18 protein-coding genes are annotated in these 17,893 nt (G+C 62.9%); 4 read left to right on the forward strand and 14 right to left on the reverse strand.

The features are described 5' to 3' along the window. Nucleotides 1-29 precede the first annotated feature (29 nt). The 10 genes from AC1D08_RS07080 to AC1D08_RS07125 all read right to left on the reverse strand — a co-directional run bounded on the left by AC1D08_RS07080 (nt 30) and on the right by AC1D08_RS07125 (nt 10,255). Nucleotides 30-1,076, reverse strand: coding sequence for an extracellular solute-binding protein (locus AC1D08_RS07080; protein WP_457154442.1), 1,047 nt, complete (start codon nt 1,074-1,076; stop codon nt 30-32). Nucleotides 1,077-1,113: 37 nt separating this feature from the next. Beyond that, a complete protein-coding gene (locus AC1D08_RS07085) occupies nt 1,114-1,908 on the reverse strand; it encodes an ABC transporter permease (RefSeq protein ID WP_457154441.1) in 795 nt (264 codons plus the stop codon). Further along, nucleotides 1,905-2,774, reverse strand: coding sequence for an ABC transporter permease (locus AC1D08_RS07090; RefSeq protein ID WP_477300935.1), 870 nt, complete (start codon nt 2,772-2,774; stop codon nt 1,905-1,907). The genes AC1D08_RS07085 and AC1D08_RS07090 overlap by 4 nt, the downstream gene beginning before the upstream one ends. 7 nt (nt 2,775-2,781) lie before the next feature. Further along, nucleotides 2,782-3,780: an ABC transporter ATP-binding protein gene (locus AC1D08_RS07095; RefSeq protein ID WP_457153805.1), complete on the reverse strand. Its 999-nt coding sequence runs from the start codon at nt 3,778-3,780 to the stop codon at nt 2,782-2,784. Nucleotides 3,781-3,990: 210 nt separating this feature from the next. Next, on the reverse strand, nt 3,991-5,082 hold the full coding sequence (locus tag AC1D08_RS07100; protein WP_457153806.1) for an ABC transporter ATP-binding protein: 1,092 nt from the start codon (nt 5,080-5,082) through the stop codon (nt 3,991-3,993). 4 nt (nt 5,083-5,086) lie between these two features. After that, the gene (locus AC1D08_RS07105) at nt 5,087-6,016 is read right to left on the reverse strand and encodes an ROK family protein (protein ID WP_457153807.1); all 930 of its coding nucleotides are present in this window, start codon (nt 6,014-6,016) and stop codon (nt 5,087-5,089) included. Then, nucleotides 6,016-7,059, reverse strand: a complete 1,044-nt coding sequence (locus tag AC1D08_RS07110; RefSeq protein ID WP_457153808.1) for an SIS domain-containing protein — start codon at nt 7,057-7,059, stop codon at nt 6,016-6,018. Before AC1D08_RS07110 ends, AC1D08_RS07105 begins: the two co-directional genes overlap by 1 nt. Nucleotides 7,060-7,123: 64 nt before the next feature. Further along, nucleotides 7,124-7,978 (reverse strand): carbohydrate ABC transporter permease, encoded by an 855-nt coding sequence (locus AC1D08_RS07115; protein ID WP_457153809.1) that lies wholly within the window; start codon nt 7,976-7,978, stop codon nt 7,124-7,126. 29 nt (nt 7,979-8,007) lie between these two features. Next, nucleotides 8,008-8,895, reverse strand: coding sequence for a carbohydrate ABC transporter permease (locus AC1D08_RS07120; protein WP_477225843.1), 888 nt, complete (start codon nt 8,893-8,895; stop codon nt 8,008-8,010). Nucleotides 8,896-8,995: 100 nt separating this feature from the next. Then, entirely contained in the window at nt 8,996-10,255 is a 1,260-nt protein-coding gene (locus AC1D08_RS07125; protein WP_477225842.1) for an ABC transporter substrate-binding protein, read from the reverse strand. 187 nt (nt 10,256-10,442) lie between these two features. On the opposite strand from AC1D08_RS07125, the gene AC1D08_RS07130 reads away from it, so the two are divergent. The 4 genes from AC1D08_RS07130 to dhaL all read left to right on the forward strand — a co-directional run bounded on the left by AC1D08_RS07130 (nt 10,443) and on the right by dhaL (nt 14,126). Next, entirely contained in the window at nt 10,443-11,486 is a 1,044-nt protein-coding gene (locus AC1D08_RS07130) for a Gfo/Idh/MocA family protein (RefSeq protein ID WP_457151257.1), read from the forward strand. After that, entirely contained in the window at nt 11,476-12,252 is a 777-nt protein-coding gene (locus AC1D08_RS07135) for a GntR family transcriptional regulator (protein ID WP_457151256.1), read from the forward strand. Before AC1D08_RS07130 ends, AC1D08_RS07135 begins: the two co-directional genes overlap by 11 nt. Before the next feature lie 141 nt (nt 12,253-12,393). Further along, nucleotides 12,394-13,401: a dihydroxyacetone kinase subunit DhaK gene (locus AC1D08_RS07140; RefSeq protein WP_457151255.1), complete on the forward strand. Its 1,008-nt coding sequence runs from the start codon at nt 12,394-12,396 to the stop codon at nt 13,399-13,401. 83 nt (nt 13,402-13,484) lie between these two features. After that, the gene (dhaL, locus tag AC1D08_RS07145) at nt 13,485-14,126 is read left to right on the forward strand and encodes a dihydroxyacetone kinase subunit DhaL (protein ID WP_457151254.1); all 642 of its coding nucleotides are present in this window, start codon (nt 13,485-13,487) and stop codon (nt 14,124-14,126) included. A gap of 19 nt (nt 14,127-14,145) precedes the next feature. Here dhaL and derI read toward each other — a convergent pair whose 3' ends face one another. From derI to AC1D08_RS07165, 4 genes are all read right to left on the reverse strand, one after another. Further along, the gene (derI, locus tag AC1D08_RS07150; RefSeq protein ID WP_457151253.1) at nt 14,146-14,583 is read right to left on the reverse strand and encodes a D-erythrulose-4-phosphate isomerase; all 438 of its coding nucleotides are present in this window, start codon (nt 14,581-14,583) and stop codon (nt 14,146-14,148) included. Nucleotides 14,584-14,615: 32 nt separating this feature from the next. Next, nucleotides 14,616-15,383 (reverse strand): triose-phosphate isomerase, encoded by a 768-nt coding sequence (locus AC1D08_RS07155; protein WP_477422826.1) that lies wholly within the window; start codon nt 15,381-15,383, stop codon nt 14,616-14,618. A gap of 63 nt (nt 15,384-15,446) precedes the next feature. Continuing rightward, entirely contained in the window at nt 15,447-16,385 is a 939-nt protein-coding gene (locus AC1D08_RS07160; protein ID WP_457151251.1) for a sugar phosphate isomerase/epimerase family protein, read from the reverse strand. Further along, nucleotides 16,385-17,893 carry a glycerol-3-phosphate dehydrogenase gene (locus AC1D08_RS07165; protein ID WP_477422828.1) on the reverse strand — a complete coding sequence of 503 codons (1,509 nt, stop codon included), beginning with the start codon at nt 17,891-17,893 and terminating at the stop codon, nt 16,385-16,387. The genes AC1D08_RS07160 and AC1D08_RS07165 overlap by 1 nt, the downstream gene beginning before the upstream one ends.

The raw sequence follows: 17,893 nt of genomic DNA on the forward strand, positions 1-17,893 counted from the left end.
TCGCACGGGCGGCGTTTTGCGTCATCAGCCTATTGGCGCAGATTGGTCCAGATACGATCGTAGGCGCGGATCGCCTTCTCGTCGCATGACGGCGCAAACGAGATCTTCAGATCGGCCGGCGGGTTGAACTCCGGCGAGCCGCCAATATCCGCCGCCAGGTATTTGTTGGAACCAGCGATCGCGCTCTGGTAGCCGGTGTATTTCTGCTGCAGCGCGATGTTTTCGGGATCCATCAGGAAGTTGAGGAACTTCTTGGCGTTGTCGACATTGGGCGCGGTCGAGGGCACGGCGACATTGTCCATCCAGCCGACAACGCCTTCCTTGGGATAGACGTATTTGACCGTCGACTTCTGCTGGCGTGTCGCCAGCGCCTTGCCCGACCACTGCTCGTGCATGACCGTCTCGCCAGCGACTTGGCGCTCGACGATGCCGTCGGAATTGTAAACCTTGACGAAGGGCTTTTGCGCCTCGAGCAAAGCATCGAGCTCCTTCAAATCCGCCGGATTGCTGTTGCACTGATCCTTACCGAGATAGACCAATGCCAGCGACATCACCTCGGTCGGCGAGCCGAACATGCCGACCTTGCCCTTGAGTTCCGCCGGAGGATCGAAGAGCGGCTTCAGGCTGTCGGTCGGGCCTTTGTAGACGGCGGTGTCGACCGAATAGGACGTGGTGCCCCACACCCATGGCACGGTGTATTTCGCATCCGGATCCCAGGACCTGTGCTGCCATTTCGGATCGACGTTCTTGAAGTTCGGCATCGCCCCAGCATCGACTTCCTGGAACAGCTTCTGCTTGACGAAGATCGGCACGAAGTCGTTGCTGATGATCATCACGTCGTAGCCGGCCGCACCCGAGCTCAACTTGGCGAGCGCGGTCTCGTTCGAATCGTAGGTGTCGATGGTGACCTTGATACCGGTCTCCGCCTCGAACTTCTTGATCATTTCGTCCGATGTGTAGTCGGTCCAGTTGTAGATGTGCAGTTCGCCGGAATCGGCGAGCGCCGTGGTGGTGATGGCCCCCATGATGGCGGTGGCCAAAGCTATTGCTGAAAGTCCTTCTTTCCATTTGGTCACGGTCGTTCTCCTCTGGTTTTCTTATTTCTAGGCAAGCTTATTTGCGTCGTCCGACGAGCAGCGCCGCTGCGACGAAGACGATGGAAACGGCAAGAAGGATGGTGGAGATGGCGTTGACCTCCGGCGTCACGCCAAGCCGCATCATGCCGTAGATATAGACCGGCAAGGTGGTCGAGCCGGCGTTCGACACCATCATCGAGATCAGGAAATCATCGAGCGACACGACGAAGGCCATGATGGCGCCGGCCGAGATCGCCGGGATCAGCAAGGGCAGCGTGACGCGGCGAAACAGCCGCCATTCGTCAGCATAGAGGTCGCGGCCAGCCTCCTCCAGCGTGCCGCCCATGTCGCGCAGCCGCGCCTGGATCGGCAGCAGCGCGAACGGAATGCAAAAGACAGTGTGGGCGATCATCAGGTTGATGAGCCCGTGATGCATGCCGAGCCCGGAGAAGAAGATCAGCGTGGTGATCGCCACGACGATCTCCGGCACGACCAGCGGCATCGCGATCAGCGCTGTTGCAGCACTCCGCCCGAAGCGCAGCCGGCCGCGTTCCAGCGCCAGCGCACCGGCCGTGGCTATGGCCGTCGAGGCGATGGTGGCGACGATCGCGATGATGACGCTGTTGAAGGCAGCCTCGCGGATCGAGCCGTTGTTGGCGACCGCCACGAACCATTTGAAACTGAAGCCGGCCCACACGGTGACCAGCCGGCTCGAGTTGAAGGCATAGATTACCAGGATCAGCAGCGGCGCGTAGAAGAAGAGGAATATGAGAGCGGTGTAGGCCGACAGGCCGGGCGTATGCCGCCAGTCGAAGGGTTTTGCGCCATTCATCGCCGCCCCTCCTGTGCCTTGCGCGACCGGATGACGAAGACGGTCAGCACGACGACCGTCACGACGGTCGAGAGAGCTGCCCCAAACGGCCAGTTGCGCGACGAGGTGAACTGCATCTGGATCAGACTGCCGATCAAAAGCTTCTTGCCGCCGCCAAGCAGGTCGGGCGCCAGGAACGAGCCGAGCGCCGGCGCGAAGACAAGCGTGGCGCCGGCCAGCGCGCCGGGTCTCGCCAGCGGCCAGACGATGCGGCGGAAGACCGCGGCGCGGCTGGCGTAGAGATCGTGCGCGGCCTCGATCAGACGCGGGTCGATGCGCTCCAGCGTCGAGTAGATCGGCAGCACCATGAAGGGCAGGAAGGTGTAGACGAGGCCGAGCAGGATCGACCCGTCATTGTAGAGCAGCGGCAGCGGATCGGAGATGATCCCGGCATGACGCAGCGCACCATTCGCCAGGCCTTCGTCGCGCAGGATGAGGATCCAGCAATAGGTGCGGATCAGTGTGTTGATCCAGAACGGCAGCGTGACGGCAAACAGCAGGACCCGGCGGCGCTCCGGTGCCTGGCAGACGATGTACCAGGCAACCGGCAGGCCGAGCACCAGGCAGATGAGGGTCGTGGCAATGGCGAGGTAGATCGAACGCAGGATGATCAGCGCATAGCTCGGCGAAAACACCAGGCTGTCGTCGAAGTCGCGCTGGTACAGGAACTGGAGATAGGCGTCGAATGTCGCCGGCGCCGTGACGCCGCCATAGGGGTTGGCGGTCATGAACGAATAGGCGACCGCAAGGAACAGCGGCAGCACCATGAAAATGCCGATGACCAGCATGGCGGGTGCGATCAGCAGGTAGGTGCGGTTCGGACCCATCGCCGCCTCAGTTCGCCAGTTCGCGTTCGACGTCGCGGGCCCAGTCGACGACGACCCTGTCGCCTGTCGCCAATGCCGCACCACCGCGCGAGCGCGACTGCAGCCTTGCTCCCTCTTCCAGGACAATCTCGTAGAGCGTGTCGGAGCCGAGGAAGGTGATGGCTGACACCGCTCCTCTGGCGTGGCCTGTGGCGTCATCGGATGCCGGTGATACGACGATGTGTTCGGGACGCACGACGATCGTCTTTGCAGGGTCGCGGCCAAGCGCTGCACCCGGCAGCAGGTTGGACTCGCCGATGAAATCGGCAACGAAGCGGTCCTGCGGATTGTCGTAGATGTCGCGCGGCGTGCCGACCTGCAGCACGTCGCCACTGCGCATCACCGCGATCCTATCGGACATCGCGAGCGCCTCCTCCTGGTCGTGGGTGACCAGCACGAAGGTGATGCCGGTTTCGCGCTGCAGCCGCTTCAATTCGCTCTGCATGCCCTTGCGCAGCTTGAGGTCGAGGGCCGACAGCGGCTCGTCGAGCAAAAGCACGCTCGGCTTCGGAGCAAGGGCACGCGCCACCGCGACGCGCTGCTGCTGGCCGCCCGACAGTTGCGCCGGGCGGCGCGTGGCGAAGCCTTCGAGCCGCACCATTTCCAGTGCTTCCCTGACGCGCTCGTCGATCAGCGATTTCGGCGTGTTCTGCATTTCCAGCCCGAAGGCAACATTCTCGGCGACGCTCATATGCGGGAACAGCGCGTAGCTCTGGAACACCGTGTTGACCGGCCGTTTCTGCGGCGGCAAGGCGGCGACATCGCTGCCGGCGATGCGGATGGCGCCCGAGCTCGGCGCCTCGAAGCCGGCGATCAGCCGCAACAAGGTCGTCTTGCCGCAACCGGATGGGCCAAGCAGGGTGAAGAACTCATTGTCGTAGATTTCGAGGCTGACATGATTCAGGGCTTGAACCGGATCGGCGTCCCTGGTCACGAAGGATTTTGACACGCTTTGGATGTCGATCATAACCGGCAAATTCCTGGGACTGCGGTGAGATGGCCGTGCCTGCTGGGAACCATCACGGTCATTCGAAACCGTGCCTAAAAATTCGCTCCAAAATTATATTTGTCAACAAATAATATATTGTTTTTGCTCTCTGACACGTGAAAGTGTGGCAGGGAACCGGCTATCCTCCGCGCCCACCCCTTTGCGTGTCGTGATGGTACGCCGGTAGGTTCAGAGCACCTTGCCACTGTCGGGATCGAGCAGGTGCATATGGGCCATCCCGAGCGAGAGTGTCGCCACCTCGCCCGGCTTCGGCGTCGAAGCGGGATCGATGCGCGCCGTCGCCTCCGCGCCGGCGATCAGCACATGCAGCAGCGTCTCCATGCCCATCGGCTCGACCACCTCGACCGGCGCTTTGATGTCGACGACATCGGGCCGCTCGCGCTGCTCGGTGATGTGCTCGGGACGCAGGCCGAATTCGAGTTCGCGCCCGGCATGGCTGGCATAGCGGGCCGTACGGGCAGCCGGGACGGCGAGGGCCGTGCCATCACCGAGCACGACCGCGAGCCGGTCGCCGCGCGCTTCCAGGCGGCACTTGAAAAAGTTCATGCCGGGGCTGCCGATGAAGCCGGCGACGAAGCGGCTGGCCGGTTCATGGTAGAGATCGTTGGGCGGCCCGATCTGCTCGATGCGCCCCTTGTTCATCACCACGACGCGGTCGGCCAGCGTCATCGCCTCGACTTGGTCATGGGTGACGTAGACTGTCGTGGTGGCGACCATCTGGTGCAGCTTCTTGATCTCGGCGCGCATCTTCACCCTGAGCTTGGCGTCGAGGTTGGAGAGTGGCTCGTCGAACAGGAACACCTTCGGCTGCCGCACCATGGCGCGGCCCATCGCGACGCGCTGGCGCTGGCCGCCAGACAACTGGTGCGGCTTGCGCTGCAGCAGTTCGCTGAGGTCGAGGATGTCGGCGACACGGGCGATGCGCTGCGTCACCTCGCCGTCCGGCACCTTGCGGATGCGCAGGCCGAAAGCCATGTTCTGCGCGACCGTCATCTGCGGATAGAGCGCGTAGCTCTGGAAGACCATCGCGATGTCGCGATCCCTGGCCTGCACGTTATTGACCAGCCTGCCGCCGATATGGATCTCGCCGCCGCTCGGCCGGTCCAGTCCGGCCACCATGCGCAGCGTCGTCGACTTGCCGCAGCCGGACGGTCCGACGAGGACGACGAATTCGCCCTCTGCGATATCGAGATCGATATCGTGCACCACCTTCAGATTCTGGAAGCTCTTCGAAACCTTCTTCAGTTCGACGTCTGCCATGGCGCTACTCCCTTGCCGTGGGCGCGAACATGTCGAGCGCCAGTGCCGCGGCACCGATCACGCCGGCGTCGTTGCCGTGTTCCACCGCCACGATCACTGGTGGGCGGCCGGGCTTGAGCAGCACGAAATCCCTGACATTGCGGGCGATGCGATCGGTGAAGAAAGGACCGGCCAGCGCCAGACCGCCGCCGATGATCGCCGCCTCGATGTTGAGCATGTTCGACATGATGCCGATCATCTGGCCGAGCCAGCGCGCCACCTCGTCGACGACCTGCAGCGCGACGGGGTCGCCCTGCTTGGCAAGATCGCAGACGGTCTCGGCGTTGGTGGCGTCGGTGTCCGGCTTGAGTTGGCGATAGCGATTGACGAGCGCGCGGGCGCTGGCGAGGTTCTCGACCATGCCCGGCACCGGATCGGCAAGGTCGGTGCGGGCCGGATCGAGCGAGATGCAGCCAAGCTGTGGCGGCAACCCGTCCGGGCCGTCGATCACCTTGCGGTCGATGACCATGGCGCCGCCAATGCCGGTGCCGAGCGTCAGCAGCGCAAAGCGGGAGAAGGGACGCCCGGCGCCGTGCCGCATCTCGCCATGGGTGGCGCAGACGGCATCGTTGAGGACGATGGCCGGGACGCCGAAGCGAATGCCGAACAGTTTCGACAGCGAACCCATCAACAGTGCCGGGATCGCCGGGCATCGGCCATTCAGCATACCGGTCTGGGGATTTGGCGTGCCCGGCACACCAATGCCGATGGCGGTGATGTCCGGATATTGCCGCGTCAGCTCTTCGGTGGCCTTGGTGACCAGATGGACGAAATCCGCAAACTCGATATCCCGATGTACCGGGACAGCGCCGCGCGCCAGCACCTTGCCCGAACCGTCGACGGCGCCGAGCTTGACCAGGCTGCCGCCAATGTCGATTCCGATCGCGGTTACCATCAGGCCTCCTTGCGGATGCGCACGTTGAGCCTGCGTCCGAGATTGGGATAGATCATCTTGTCCGGATCGATGCCACGCGCGATCGCCAGCTCGCAACCATACCATTGCAGCGGGATCGGCGCCCAGCAACCGGCGAGCCATTGCTGCTCCGGCTCGGTCGGCCAGCTGACATCGAGGTCGAAGCGGGTCGGATGACCGGAGAGGTTGAGGACGACCGCACGTGGCCCGAGTTCGGCCAGAGCCTCGCCAAGATTGGCGGCGACTTTCGCCTCGGCCTCGGTCTGCGCGATGGCGATCACCAGGCTTTTGTCCGTCGTGCCATAGACATGCCCATGCAACGCCTCCTCCGTGTCGAAGGCGGCTGTCGGCACGCCGCTGATCTCGGCAATCTTGAGCGATGCCTCCAACGCGGTGCCGAGATGCGTTGCCTGTCCAGCGACCAGTATGTAATCGGGGACGCCGAAGCGGGTGACCAGATCCTTCGCTGCGGCGAGACCGGTTTCCGCTGTCTGCTCCAGTTGTCCGAGAAGCTTCGACAGATCGACCGTCTTGTTGGCTAGCTTGGCGGCAACCGCCAGCACCGAGATGACGGTGGCGGTATAGCCCATGGTCTTCGGGCCGACCGTCTCCGGGCCGATCGGCATGACGATCACCTCGGCGCCGGCCTCCGTAATCAGGCTGCCCTCCTCACCGGTAATGACAAGGGTGGGAAACCCGCGCGCCACCGCCAGACGCACCGCTTCGATCGTGGTAATGCTCATGCCGGACTGCGAGGCCGCCAGAACCAGCGTGCGCTGGTCCGATGCCTTGGGCGGCAAGCGCAGGAAAGCCTCCGGCTCCTTGGCGATCACCGAGGCGCCCGTCCCCTCCTCCAGCGCTTCGGCGCCGGCCAGCAGTGCATTCATCGAGGAGCCGGTGCCAAGCAGCACGATGCGCTGCGGCTTCTGGCGCAGGCTGGCGAACCGATCCAAATCCGCGCCGATGGCGGCGGGCAGCCCGGTCAGGGTCGAAGGCTGCCGGCGGATGTATTTGCCTATCTGCATCTTGATGTTCCATCAGTTCGAAATTGTAGAAGTCTTGCGAAAATCTGTCGGCCATGACGTCCGGCTATTTGCTGTAGCCCTTGCTCAGGCCGCTGATGAATTGCCGCGAGAACAGGGTGAACAGCAGGACGAGTGGCACCGCGCCAAGCGTCAGCGCGGCGAGAAGTGCGGGATAGTCGTTCATGAACTGGCCGACGAATTGCTGCACGCCGAGCGTCACCGTCTGGTTCTGCCGGCTTGGAGCCAGGATCAGCGGGAACCAGAGGTCGTTCCAGACCGGCAGCATGGTCAGCGCAGCCACCGCGGCGAGGCCGGGCCTGACCAAAGGCAGCACGATCCAGAAGGTGCGCAACTCGCTTGCACCATCCATGCGCGCTGCTTCCTTGAGATCTGTCGGAACGGTGCGGAAATAGGTGACCATCAGCGTCACCGCGATCGGGATGCTCATGGCGGTGTAGACGAGGATCAAGGCGGCCAGCGTATCCATCAGCTTCCAGGCGAGCATCATCTGGATGAGCGGGATCGTGCCGAGCCGGATCGGCAACATGATGCCGAGCACGAACAGGCCAGCGAGCAGCGAGGCGACCCGCACGCGGTATTCGACCAGGGCGAAGGCGGCGAGCGTCGACAGGACCACCGTCAGCACGATCGTCGTCACCGTGACGATCAAGCTGTTGCGGTAGTTGACGATGAAATTGCCGCGGGTGAAGACCCGCTTGTAGCCTTCGAGGCTGAAGGTCTTGGCCGTCGGCAGGTCAAACGGGCCACCGAAGATCGCCGGCGTCGTCTTCAGGGAATTGATGATGACGATCAGCACCGGTCCTATGGCGAGCACGACAAAGAAGATCAGCAGTGCGTGGACGATGATGCGCTCCAGCGTCCAGGGCTCGCGGTCCTGGCGGCGGCGGGCAACTGGCATGGTGAGGTCAGGGGCGCTCATATCCGCTCCTAGACCGAATAGGATTTCAGGCGGCGCTGGATCAGCCAGAAATAGACCGATGTCACCAACAGAACCGTGAGGAAGATGATCGTCGCGACCGCGGCACCCAGGTCGAGATCGGCAAGCTGCCCGCTCGAACCGAAGAAGGTCCGGTAGAAATAGGTGCCGAGGATGTCGGTGCTGTAGTTGGGTCCGGGCGCCGATCCGTTGAGCGCGAACACCAGGTCGAAGCCGTTGAACGTCCAGATGTAGGTGAGGATCGCGATCAGGCCGAATTGCGGCGCGATCAGCGGAAACTTGATCTTCCAGAACGTCGTCCAGCCGCCGGCGCCATCGATGTTGGCGGCTTCGACGAGCTCGTTGGGCACCGCCAGCAAGGCGCTGTAAAGGAAGACCATCGGGATGCCGAAATACTGCCAGACCGACATCAGCGAAATCGTGGTGAGTGCGGTCGATTCCGTGCCCAGCAGCGGAAAACCGACCAGGCCCCAGAGCGGGTTGATGATCAGGCGCCAGACGAAGCCGACGATGACCACCGACAGCGTCGCCGGTATGAACAGCAAGGTGCGGTAGATACCTTCCGACCGTGCCAGTTTTCCCGACGTCAGCAACGCCGCTAGCAGCAGGCCCATCGGCACTTCGACAATGAGATGGATGGCGAAATACTGCATGTTGTTCAAAAGCGCGTTCCAGAAGCGGGCGCTGATCGTCGGATGCGTGAACAGGCGCTCGTAGTTGGCAAGGCCGACAAAAGTGTCGCCAGAGACGCCATTGGTCTGGAAGAAGCTCATCACGATCGAGGTCGCCAGCGGCAGCACGGCAAAGACCAGGTAGACGGCCAGGGCCGGCAGCACGAACAGCAACAGGTTTCTGTAGGCGGCAGCGGGAGATATCAATTGATGACCTCTTGTTCACGCCGGCATGGATGTGCCGGCGTGCCCGAAGGCTTCGCGCATGCCTCGCCGGCTGGCAAGACATGCGCAAGGCGTTCCCGGATTACTTCTTTTGCGGTCCGTACCAGGAGGCGAGCCCGGTCTGAAGCTCGGTGGCAACCTGCTGAGGCGTGACGTCCGACTTGGTGAACATCACCTGCAGCAGACGCCAGGTCTCGTCGTCGAGCGGAGGCGTGCCGGCGCTCAGGCGATCCAGCGCCAGCCGCGGTGTCAGCTCAGCGCCTTTCTTGAGGTCGGCGAAATCCTGCGCTAGCTTGTTCTTGTAGGTGACCGGCTTGCTGCTCATGGCAAAGAAGCCGGGCGCGGCGTTGACATAGAGCTCCTGGAATTCGGGTCCGGCGACCCAGTCGAGGAAGGTCTTGGCCGCTTCCTTGTGCGTGCTCTTGGCATTGATGCCGATGCCCATGTCCGGCATCTCCTGCAGGTAGCGCTGGTCGCCCGCCTTCGGCACCGGCGGACCGAACACGCCGATATTGAGGCCGGTCGAGGTCGCCTGGTTGATGTCCCATGAGCCGTCCGGGAGGATGGCCGCCTTGCCGAGCGTGAACAGCTGCGTCATGTCGGCATAGTTCAGGCTTTCCTGCCCGGCCGGCAGGAACGGCTTCCAGGCTTCGAAGGCGGCGATGGCATCGACGAATTCGGGGTCGGTCAGTTTCTTCTTGCCGTCGATCAGGCCGAGCCGGCCCTGCTCGCCCTTCCAGTAGGCCGGACCGATGCTGTAGAGGCCGTTATAGGCGAGTTGCCAGGATTCGGCCGAGCCGTAAGCCAGCGGCGTATAGCGGCCGTCCTTCTTGATCGCCTGCAGCACATCGATGAACTCGGCGCTGGTGGTCGGCACCTTCAAACCCAGTTCCTTGAAGATGTCGGCGTTGTAGTAGAAGCCGGCGAGCACGGCGGCGACCGGCAGACAGTAGGCCTTGTCGTCGGCGCCCGACCAAGCGGCGCGGGACGTCTTGTCGAAGTTTTCCAGGCCCGGCAGCCCTTCCAGGGATTCGAAATAGCCGCGCTTGATCCATTCGCGATTCACGTCGAAGGGGCGGCAGGTGATCAGGTCGCCGCCGGCGCCGCCTTCGATCTGCGACTGGATGGCGGCATTGTATTCATTGGTGTTGATCGGCGCGAACTCGACCTTGATGTCGGGATGCTTGGCTTCGAAGGCGGGCAGGATGGTGTCCTGCCAGACCGCGATGTCCTCGGTCCGCCAGCTGTTCAAGGTGATGGTGACCGGGTCGGCAAAAGCGGCGCCTACGCCGCCTGAAAACATCACGCCAAGCGTCGCCGCCAGCGGGATCGATACACGCATGGAACGCATTTTCCTGCTCTCCCTCAAGATGGTGCCCCGTGTGGATTCACGATTTTGCACTGTTGCCTGGGACCATACCTACTGATACATGTTGTGACAAGTGGTATTGTGTTGTCTTTTCCTGTTGTATGGTCGTTGTCCGGACTGGGCGCCACCAAACAGACGGCAAGAAATTTGGGAGGACTTGATGATTGGAGTTGGAATTCTGGGGTCGGGTTTCATCGCTGAGACCTATGCGGACTCGCTGCTCGACGTACGCAATGCCGAACTCGTGGCCTGCTCCTCGCGCAGCTTCGAGCGCGCCGAAGCCTTCGCGAAAAAGTGGGGTTCAAAGGTCACCGCCCACAGGGATATCGACGCCTTGTGCGCCGATCCGGCGGTCGAGCTCGTGGTGATCGCGCTGCCCAACGAGATCCATCTCGAAGCCGTCAGGATCGCTGCCAGGTACGGCAAGGCCGTCATCTGCACCAAGCCATTGGCACGCACGGGCAAGGAAGCGCAGGAAATCCTCGATATCGTCCAGCGTGCCGGCATCTGGCACGGCTATGCCGAATGCGCCGTGTTTTCCCCCAACATTGCCAAGGCCCACCAGATGATACAGGCGGGCGGCATCGGCAATCTCCTCACCATGCGCGCCCGGGAAGCACATTCGGGGCCGCACGCGCCGCATTTCTGGAACGCCGAGCTCGCCGGTGGCGGCGCCCTGCTCGACATGGGCTGCCACACCGTCGAAAGCGCCCGCCACTTCTTCGGCAAGGACAACGAGATTACCGAGGTGATGGCGTGGGGCGCGACGCTGGTCCACGGTGATAAGACAACCGGGGAAGACACGGCGATCGCGCTGCTGAAATTCGCCGGCGGCCAGCTCGCGACGATCGAATCGTCGTGGATCGAAAAAGGCGGCATGCAGCTTCGCCATGAACTGGTTGGCTCGGCCGGCCGTATCGTCACCGACACATCCGTCGGCCCGGTCTGGGGTTTTATCGAAAAGCCGGTGGGCTACCTCGTCGAGAAGGCGGATTCCGAGACCGGCTGGGTCTATCCGGTGCCCGAGGAGACCCGGGCCTACGGTTTTTCACAACAGATGCGGCATTTTGTGGAACACTTCGCGGCTGGGACGACGCCACTGGAAACCTTCGAGGATGGGGTCATCGTTAACCAGGTAATTGACGCCTGCTACCGTTCGATGCGAACGGGCGTCTGGGAAAAGATCAGGGCAGATGGTAACTGAAATGGAGGGCTCGCCACTGCAGTCGGACGGACCCGAACCGCTCTGGCGACAAGCGGCCGATGCGATCCTGCAGGAGATCGCCGCCGGCAAGCTTGCTTCGGGCGCGCGGCTGCCGCCCGAGCGCGATCTGTTCACGCGCATGTCGATCAGCAGGGTGACCTTGCGCCGGGCCCTGCAAAGCCTTGTCGAGGAAGGTGTGCTGACCCCTTCGCATGGGCGCGGCTGGTATGTTTCGGCCAAGGTGCCGAAGGAGTTTCCCAACACGCTGGAATCCTTCAGCGAGACCGCCAGGCGTCTCGGTCTGGCGCCCTCCTCCGACGTGTTGCGCGCCGAGGAAGCACCCGCCTCGCTGGACGAGGCCGAGGAGCTGTCGATCGCACCCGGCGCGACGCTGTTCCACCTGGAAAGGATCCGCCGCCTCGACCAGGTTCCGGTCGCCGTCGACACCTCGTTCTTCGCCCTCGCCCTCGTCCCCGATCTCAGCCGTGTCGACTTCCGCACCGCTTCGCTGTTCGGCCTGCTGATCGATGCCGGCGTTGATCTGGCACGCGCCGAAACCACGATCGAGGCGCGCGGCGCCGATCCTACCCTCGCGCGCCACCTCGACATCGACGTCGGCAAATCCACCCTGGTGATGCGTCAGCTCATCGTCGATGCGACCGGCCGGCCGCTGCTGTCGTCGACGATCCGATATGCCGGCGACCGCTATCGCCTTCGCACGTCGTTTTCGCGGACAGGCAGGTCGGCGGGGCGCGCCGCTGGCTAGCCGCCGGATCGCAACCGTCCAGGCATGCTTGTCAACAACGGCGGCGCGCGAACACCGCAACGCGTGAAATGCTTTTGCCGGGTGGAAATCCCGATAACACCCGGTACTATCTGCAAAAATATCGAAATCGGGAGGCTACGGGTGCAGACCAAGAAGATCATCAATGACGGCAACCGCGCCGTCGACGAGATGCTGGAAGGCATCCTGGCCGCGCATCCCCGCCATCTCAAGAGCGTCGACGGCAGTTCACGCTCGATCATCGCCCGCGACGGACCGCGCCAAGGCAAGGTGGGCCTCGTCATCGGCGGCGGCTCGGGGCACGAGCCGAGCTTTCTCGGCTTCGTCGGCAAGGGGCTGGCCGATGCGGCGGCCATCGGCAACGTCTTCGCCTCGCCGCCGCCAGACCCGATCCTCGAATGCGCCAGGGCGGTCAGTGGGGGCGCCGGCGTCCTGTTCATGTACGGCAACTATGCCGGCGACGTGATGAATTTCGACATGGCGGCCGAGATGGCTGATATGGACGACATCGAGGTGCGCACGGTGCTGAGCACCGACGACGTCGCCTCGGCACCGCGCGACCAGCGGCACAAGAGGCGTGGCGTCGCCGGCAATTTCTTCATCTTCAAAGCGGCCGGTGCCGCCTGCGACCGGATGCTGTCCTTCGACGAATGCGAGCGCATCGCCGGGAAGGCCAACGACCACACCTTCACCATGGGCGTCGCGCTGTCGCCCTGTTCGCTGCCGCAGACCCGCCGGCCGAATTTCGAGATCGGGCCTGACGAGATGGAGATCGGGATGGGCATCCACGGCGAGCCCGGCATCGCCCGCGGAAAACTGAAAACGGCCGACGAGATCACCGACGAGATGCTGGACAAGATCCTCGACGAGATGGCGCCGGCACGCGGCGACAAGGTCGCCGTGCTCGTCAATTCGCTCGGTTCGACGCCGCTGATGGAACTCTACATCATGAACCGGCGGTTGAAGCGCCGGCTTGATGACATCGGTGTATCTATTCACGCAACCTGGGTCGGCAATTACTGCACCTCACTCGAAATGGCCGGGGCCTCGATCACGCTACATCGGCTGGACGGCGAGTTGCAGACGATGCTGGACCACCCCTGCGACTGCGCCATGTTTCGCGCCGGCTAGACCATGATCCCGAAAAGTGGAGTTCCGGTTTTCGGAAAAGTTCATGGTCAAACAATAGACCTTCAGCGGCAAGGGCCAAAGACATGACGACAATCGACACCGCCCGCCTTGCCGGCATGTTCGCGGCCATCGCGGACGCGATGTCAGCCGACAGGGACCGGCTGTGCGCGCTTGACGGCATTATCGGCGACGCCGACCACGGCATTGCGATGGAGCTCGGATTTTCCGCGGCACGCGATGCGGTAGCGGCATTGGACACCGGAGCCACCGATCCGACCACCTTGCTGAACACCGCGGCAAAGTCGTTTCTGAATGCCGTCGGCGCCTCCTCGGGTCCGCTCTATGCCACTGCGTTCATGCGCGGCGCGGCAGCCGTGAAGGGCAAGACGTCGCTCGACGATGCCGACGCGGTCGCAATGTTCCAGGCCATGGCCAAGGGCATTCAGGATCGCGGCAAGGCCGAGCCGGGCGAAAAGACCATGGTGGATGCATGGGGTCCGGCAGCGCAGGCGGCGGGCGAGGCGCTGGCCTCCGGCAAGGGTCTGGCGGGCAGTCTCGAGGCTGCTGCCCAGGCGGCGAAGGCAGGCGCGGAAGCGACCAAGGCGATGATCGCCGCCAAGGGCCGGGCGTCACGCCTCGGCGAACGCTCGCTTGGCCATATGGATCCAGGCGCCGCGTCCGCCGTAACCGTGATCGAGGCGATGCGGGTCACCCTGACCGGCTGATCAGGAGCGAGTCCCGCCTTCAGCGCTTGCTGTCGAGCTTGTCGATGGCATGCACGTTTGCGGCGGAGGGGCCGTTCGGATCGAACTCCGAGGCCAGCCATGCGTCGGCGATCGATTTCGCCAGTTCGGGACCGATGACGCGGGCGCCCATGGTGATGATCTGTGCGTTGTTGGACTTGGCGGCGCGCTCGGCGGAATAGGTATCATGGGTCAATGCGGCGCGAATTCCCGGGACTTTGTTGGCGGATATGCTGACGCCAATGCCGGTACCGCAGAACAGGATGGCCCGGTCGTAGTTGCCGTCCAGAATTTCGTGACCGACCTTGGCGGCGATATCGGCGTAGAATCCGGCCTGGCTAAGATCGATCACCTGCAGCTCCGGCTTCGTGGCGAGATGCTTGGCGATGACGTCGAGCAGCGGTTTGCCGGCGCTGTCGGCTCCGAGTGCTATTTTCATGGCATGAACTCCTTTGCTTCTTACTGTAATGGTCAGCGCTCGATGGCGGCCGACGCCTTTTTCAGGATGTCGATGTAGCCTTCCGCTTGCCACGCCGAACGGCCAATGAACAGGCCATCGACATGCGGCTGGCCGATCAGTTCGGCCGCGTTGCCGGGATTGACGCTGCCGCCGTAAAGCACGGGCGGCGCGTTCGCCATCCGGCTTGCGGCGACCTCTTTGATCAGCGCCTGTTGCTTGTCGGCATAGTCGGCGCTGGCCGGGATACCCTTCTCGCCGATCGCCCAGACAGGCTCGTAGGCAAAGAGGATTTCCGCCGACAGTTCAGCGTCCTTCAGACCTTGCAGCGCACCGAGAACCTGCGCGGTCAAAACGTCATCGGCGCGCCCGCCTTCGCGTTCGGTCAACGTCTCGCCGACGCAGATCAGCGGCACCAAACCGTGCCTGACCGCCGCCGCCGTCTTCAATCCGACAGTCGCATCCGTTTCGCCGAAATGCTCGCGACGCTCGCTATGGCCGAGTTCGATCAGATCGAGCCCACAATCCTTCAGCATCACCGGCGAAACCTCTCCCGTCCAGGCGCCGGCGTCTGCCCAATGCATGTTCTGGGCGCCGACCTTCACGCGGGTCGCAGCCAACGCCGCCTTGACCTCGCGCACGGCTGTGAACGGCGGAATGACGAACGGTTGTATCGCCTGATCGAAACCGGGCACGAACGCCGCCAGTGCATCGGCGAACTCCAGTGCCTCCGCCAGCGTCTTGTTCATCTTCCAACTCGTGCCGACCCAATATGGGGCCATTCCTTTTCTCCTTCGATCCTTCTGCGGCCGCCATCGGCGCCGGCTTTCAGGCGACGTATTCGTTCAGGCCCGAGGCTTGAGACTATCGCGGCCGCTGTCGATGTAAGGCGCCCAGAAATCCACCGACTCGCGGATCATCTCGATAACCTGATGATCGACCGGTTCCCTCTCCCTGAAGGAAAGTTCAAGGCAAATTTCGTTGTCGGTTCCGCCGCCCTGCCGCACGGTGTCGAGCAGCTTCTGCGGAACTATGCGGCCGTCCTTGTTGTAGGCAGCCGTGAACGGCCAGTGTCCACCCTTGTTCATCGAAGACTGCTTGATGTGGATGATCGGCGACTGCAGCGGAAACGCCTTCGCCCAGGCATAAGGATCGGTGTCGTCAGGATTTGGCGAGGTGACGTCGCCATGGTCGATATCCACCATCATCTTCATCGGGATCGGCAGGTTGGCCGCATCGATGGCACTCTGCAGCGTGATGCAGCTTTCGATCGTGTGGCCAAATTCCCGGCCCACCGACATCGGCTCCCAGAACAGATATGTCAGGCCCGCCGCCTTGGCGTGTTCGGCCACCTCGCGCCAGCATTCAAGCGCGATGTCGAGAAGTGCAGCGCGCCGCTCCGGATCGTCATAATCCTTGTAGGTGAATATGGCGAACTGCGTGCCCATGCCCGGAGCACCGAGTTCGGCGGAAATGTCGGCAAAGGTCTTGAACCAGTCGATATAGTAGCGCCGGACATCCGGGTCCGGATGGCCGAAATGATTGAGCCGGCCATAGGGTCCGGTCATGCCGGAGGTGATCTTGACACCGGTCCGCGAAAGCGCCCGGTTGAACAAGCGCAGGAATTTGGCAATCGTCGCCGCCGGCCAGCCCGGATTGACGAATTCGTGCGTCAGTTGCACGTCGCGGATACCGATGCCGTAGGCAATGGCGTCGATCAGGTCGTCGGGATCGGCGAAGCGATTGACCAGCGGATTGGTGTTGAGGGAAAGCGTGAAGGCCATCAGTCTGCCGCCGCCATGATGTTGCCGAACCAGTCTTCGAACGTCTTCCGCTCGGCTGCATTGATATGCAGGCCATGTTTGGTGCGGCGCTCCAGTATGTCGGCTGATGTGCCGGCCCATTCGGTGTCGACCAGGAACTTTGCTTCCCGTTCATAAAAATCAGGTCCGAAACGGCGGCCGAGATCCGCCTCGCTTTGGGTGCCGGCGAGCAATTGCCTGGCACGGCTGCCATAGCTTCGAGCGTAGTGCTTCACCAGCGACGGGCCGAGCCACGGAAACTCGGTGTGCAACTCGCCCAGGAACTTTTCGAAGTCTGCGTTCGGCAGGTCGCCCCCCGGCAAGGGAATTTTGGCAGTCCAGGCTTTCTTCATCGCCGGAAAGAACGGCTGGATTTTTTCCAGCGCATGTTCGGACAGCTTGCGGAAGGTGGTGATTTTGCCGCCAAACACCGACAGAAGCGGTGCGCCGCCGCTCGGGGCGTCGAGTTCGAAGATATAGTCGCGTGTCACCGCGCTCGGATTGTCGGCATTGTCGTCATAGAGCGGGCGCACGCCGGAGAAGCTGTAGACCACGTCCCGTGGTGTCAGCTGTCGCTTGAAATAGCGATTGACCACCTTGATCAGATAATCGACTTCGCTTGGCTCGGCGGCCACTTCCTCCGGCCTGCCTTCGTAGGGAATGTCGGTCGTGCCGATCAGCGCCAGATCGTTCTCGTAGGGGTTGACGAAGATCACCCGCTTGTCGCTGTTCTGGATGAGATAGGCCTGCCGTCCCTCCCAGAATTTGGGCACGACGATATGGCTGCCCTTAACAAGCCGAACATTGCGGGTGGAATTCTGCCCGGCGACGCGGCTGACAATGTCGTTGACCCACGGCCCTGCCGCATTGACCAGCGCCCGCGCGCGGATTTTCGTCACCGCACCCGTGCGGCCATCCTGCATGTCGATCGACCACAGTCCGTCTTCGCGGCGGGCGGCGACACAAGCGGTCCGCGTCAGCACGCTGGCGCCGCGCTGGCTGGCGTCCAGGGCGTTGAGCAGCACAAGGCGCGCATCGTCGACCCAGCAGTCGGAATATTCGAAACCGCGCTTGAATTCGTCCTTGATCGGCGCCCCTTCCGGCGCTGTTCTGAGATCGAGCGTCCTGGTTCCCGGCAGCCGCTTGCGGCCGCCAAGGTGATCGTAAAGAAACAGTCCGAGCCGGACCAACCACGCCGGCCTGTCTTCGGGACTGTGCGGAAGAACGAAGCGCATGGGCCAGATGATGTGCGGCGCCGCCTCGAGCAGCACTTCGCGTTCGATGAGTGCCTCGCGAACCAGCCGGAATTCATAATATTCCAGATAGCGCAGGCCGCCATGCACCAGTTTGCCGGAGCGAGAGCTGGTACCTTGCGCCAGATCGTCCTTTTCGCACAGGATGACGGACAGCCCGCGACCTGCCGCATCACGCGCGATGCCGGCCCCGTTGACGCCGCCGCCAATCACAAAGAGATCAACTATATCACTCAA

It is taken from the genome of Mesorhizobium sp. P2_E6 (assembly GCF_056403835.1).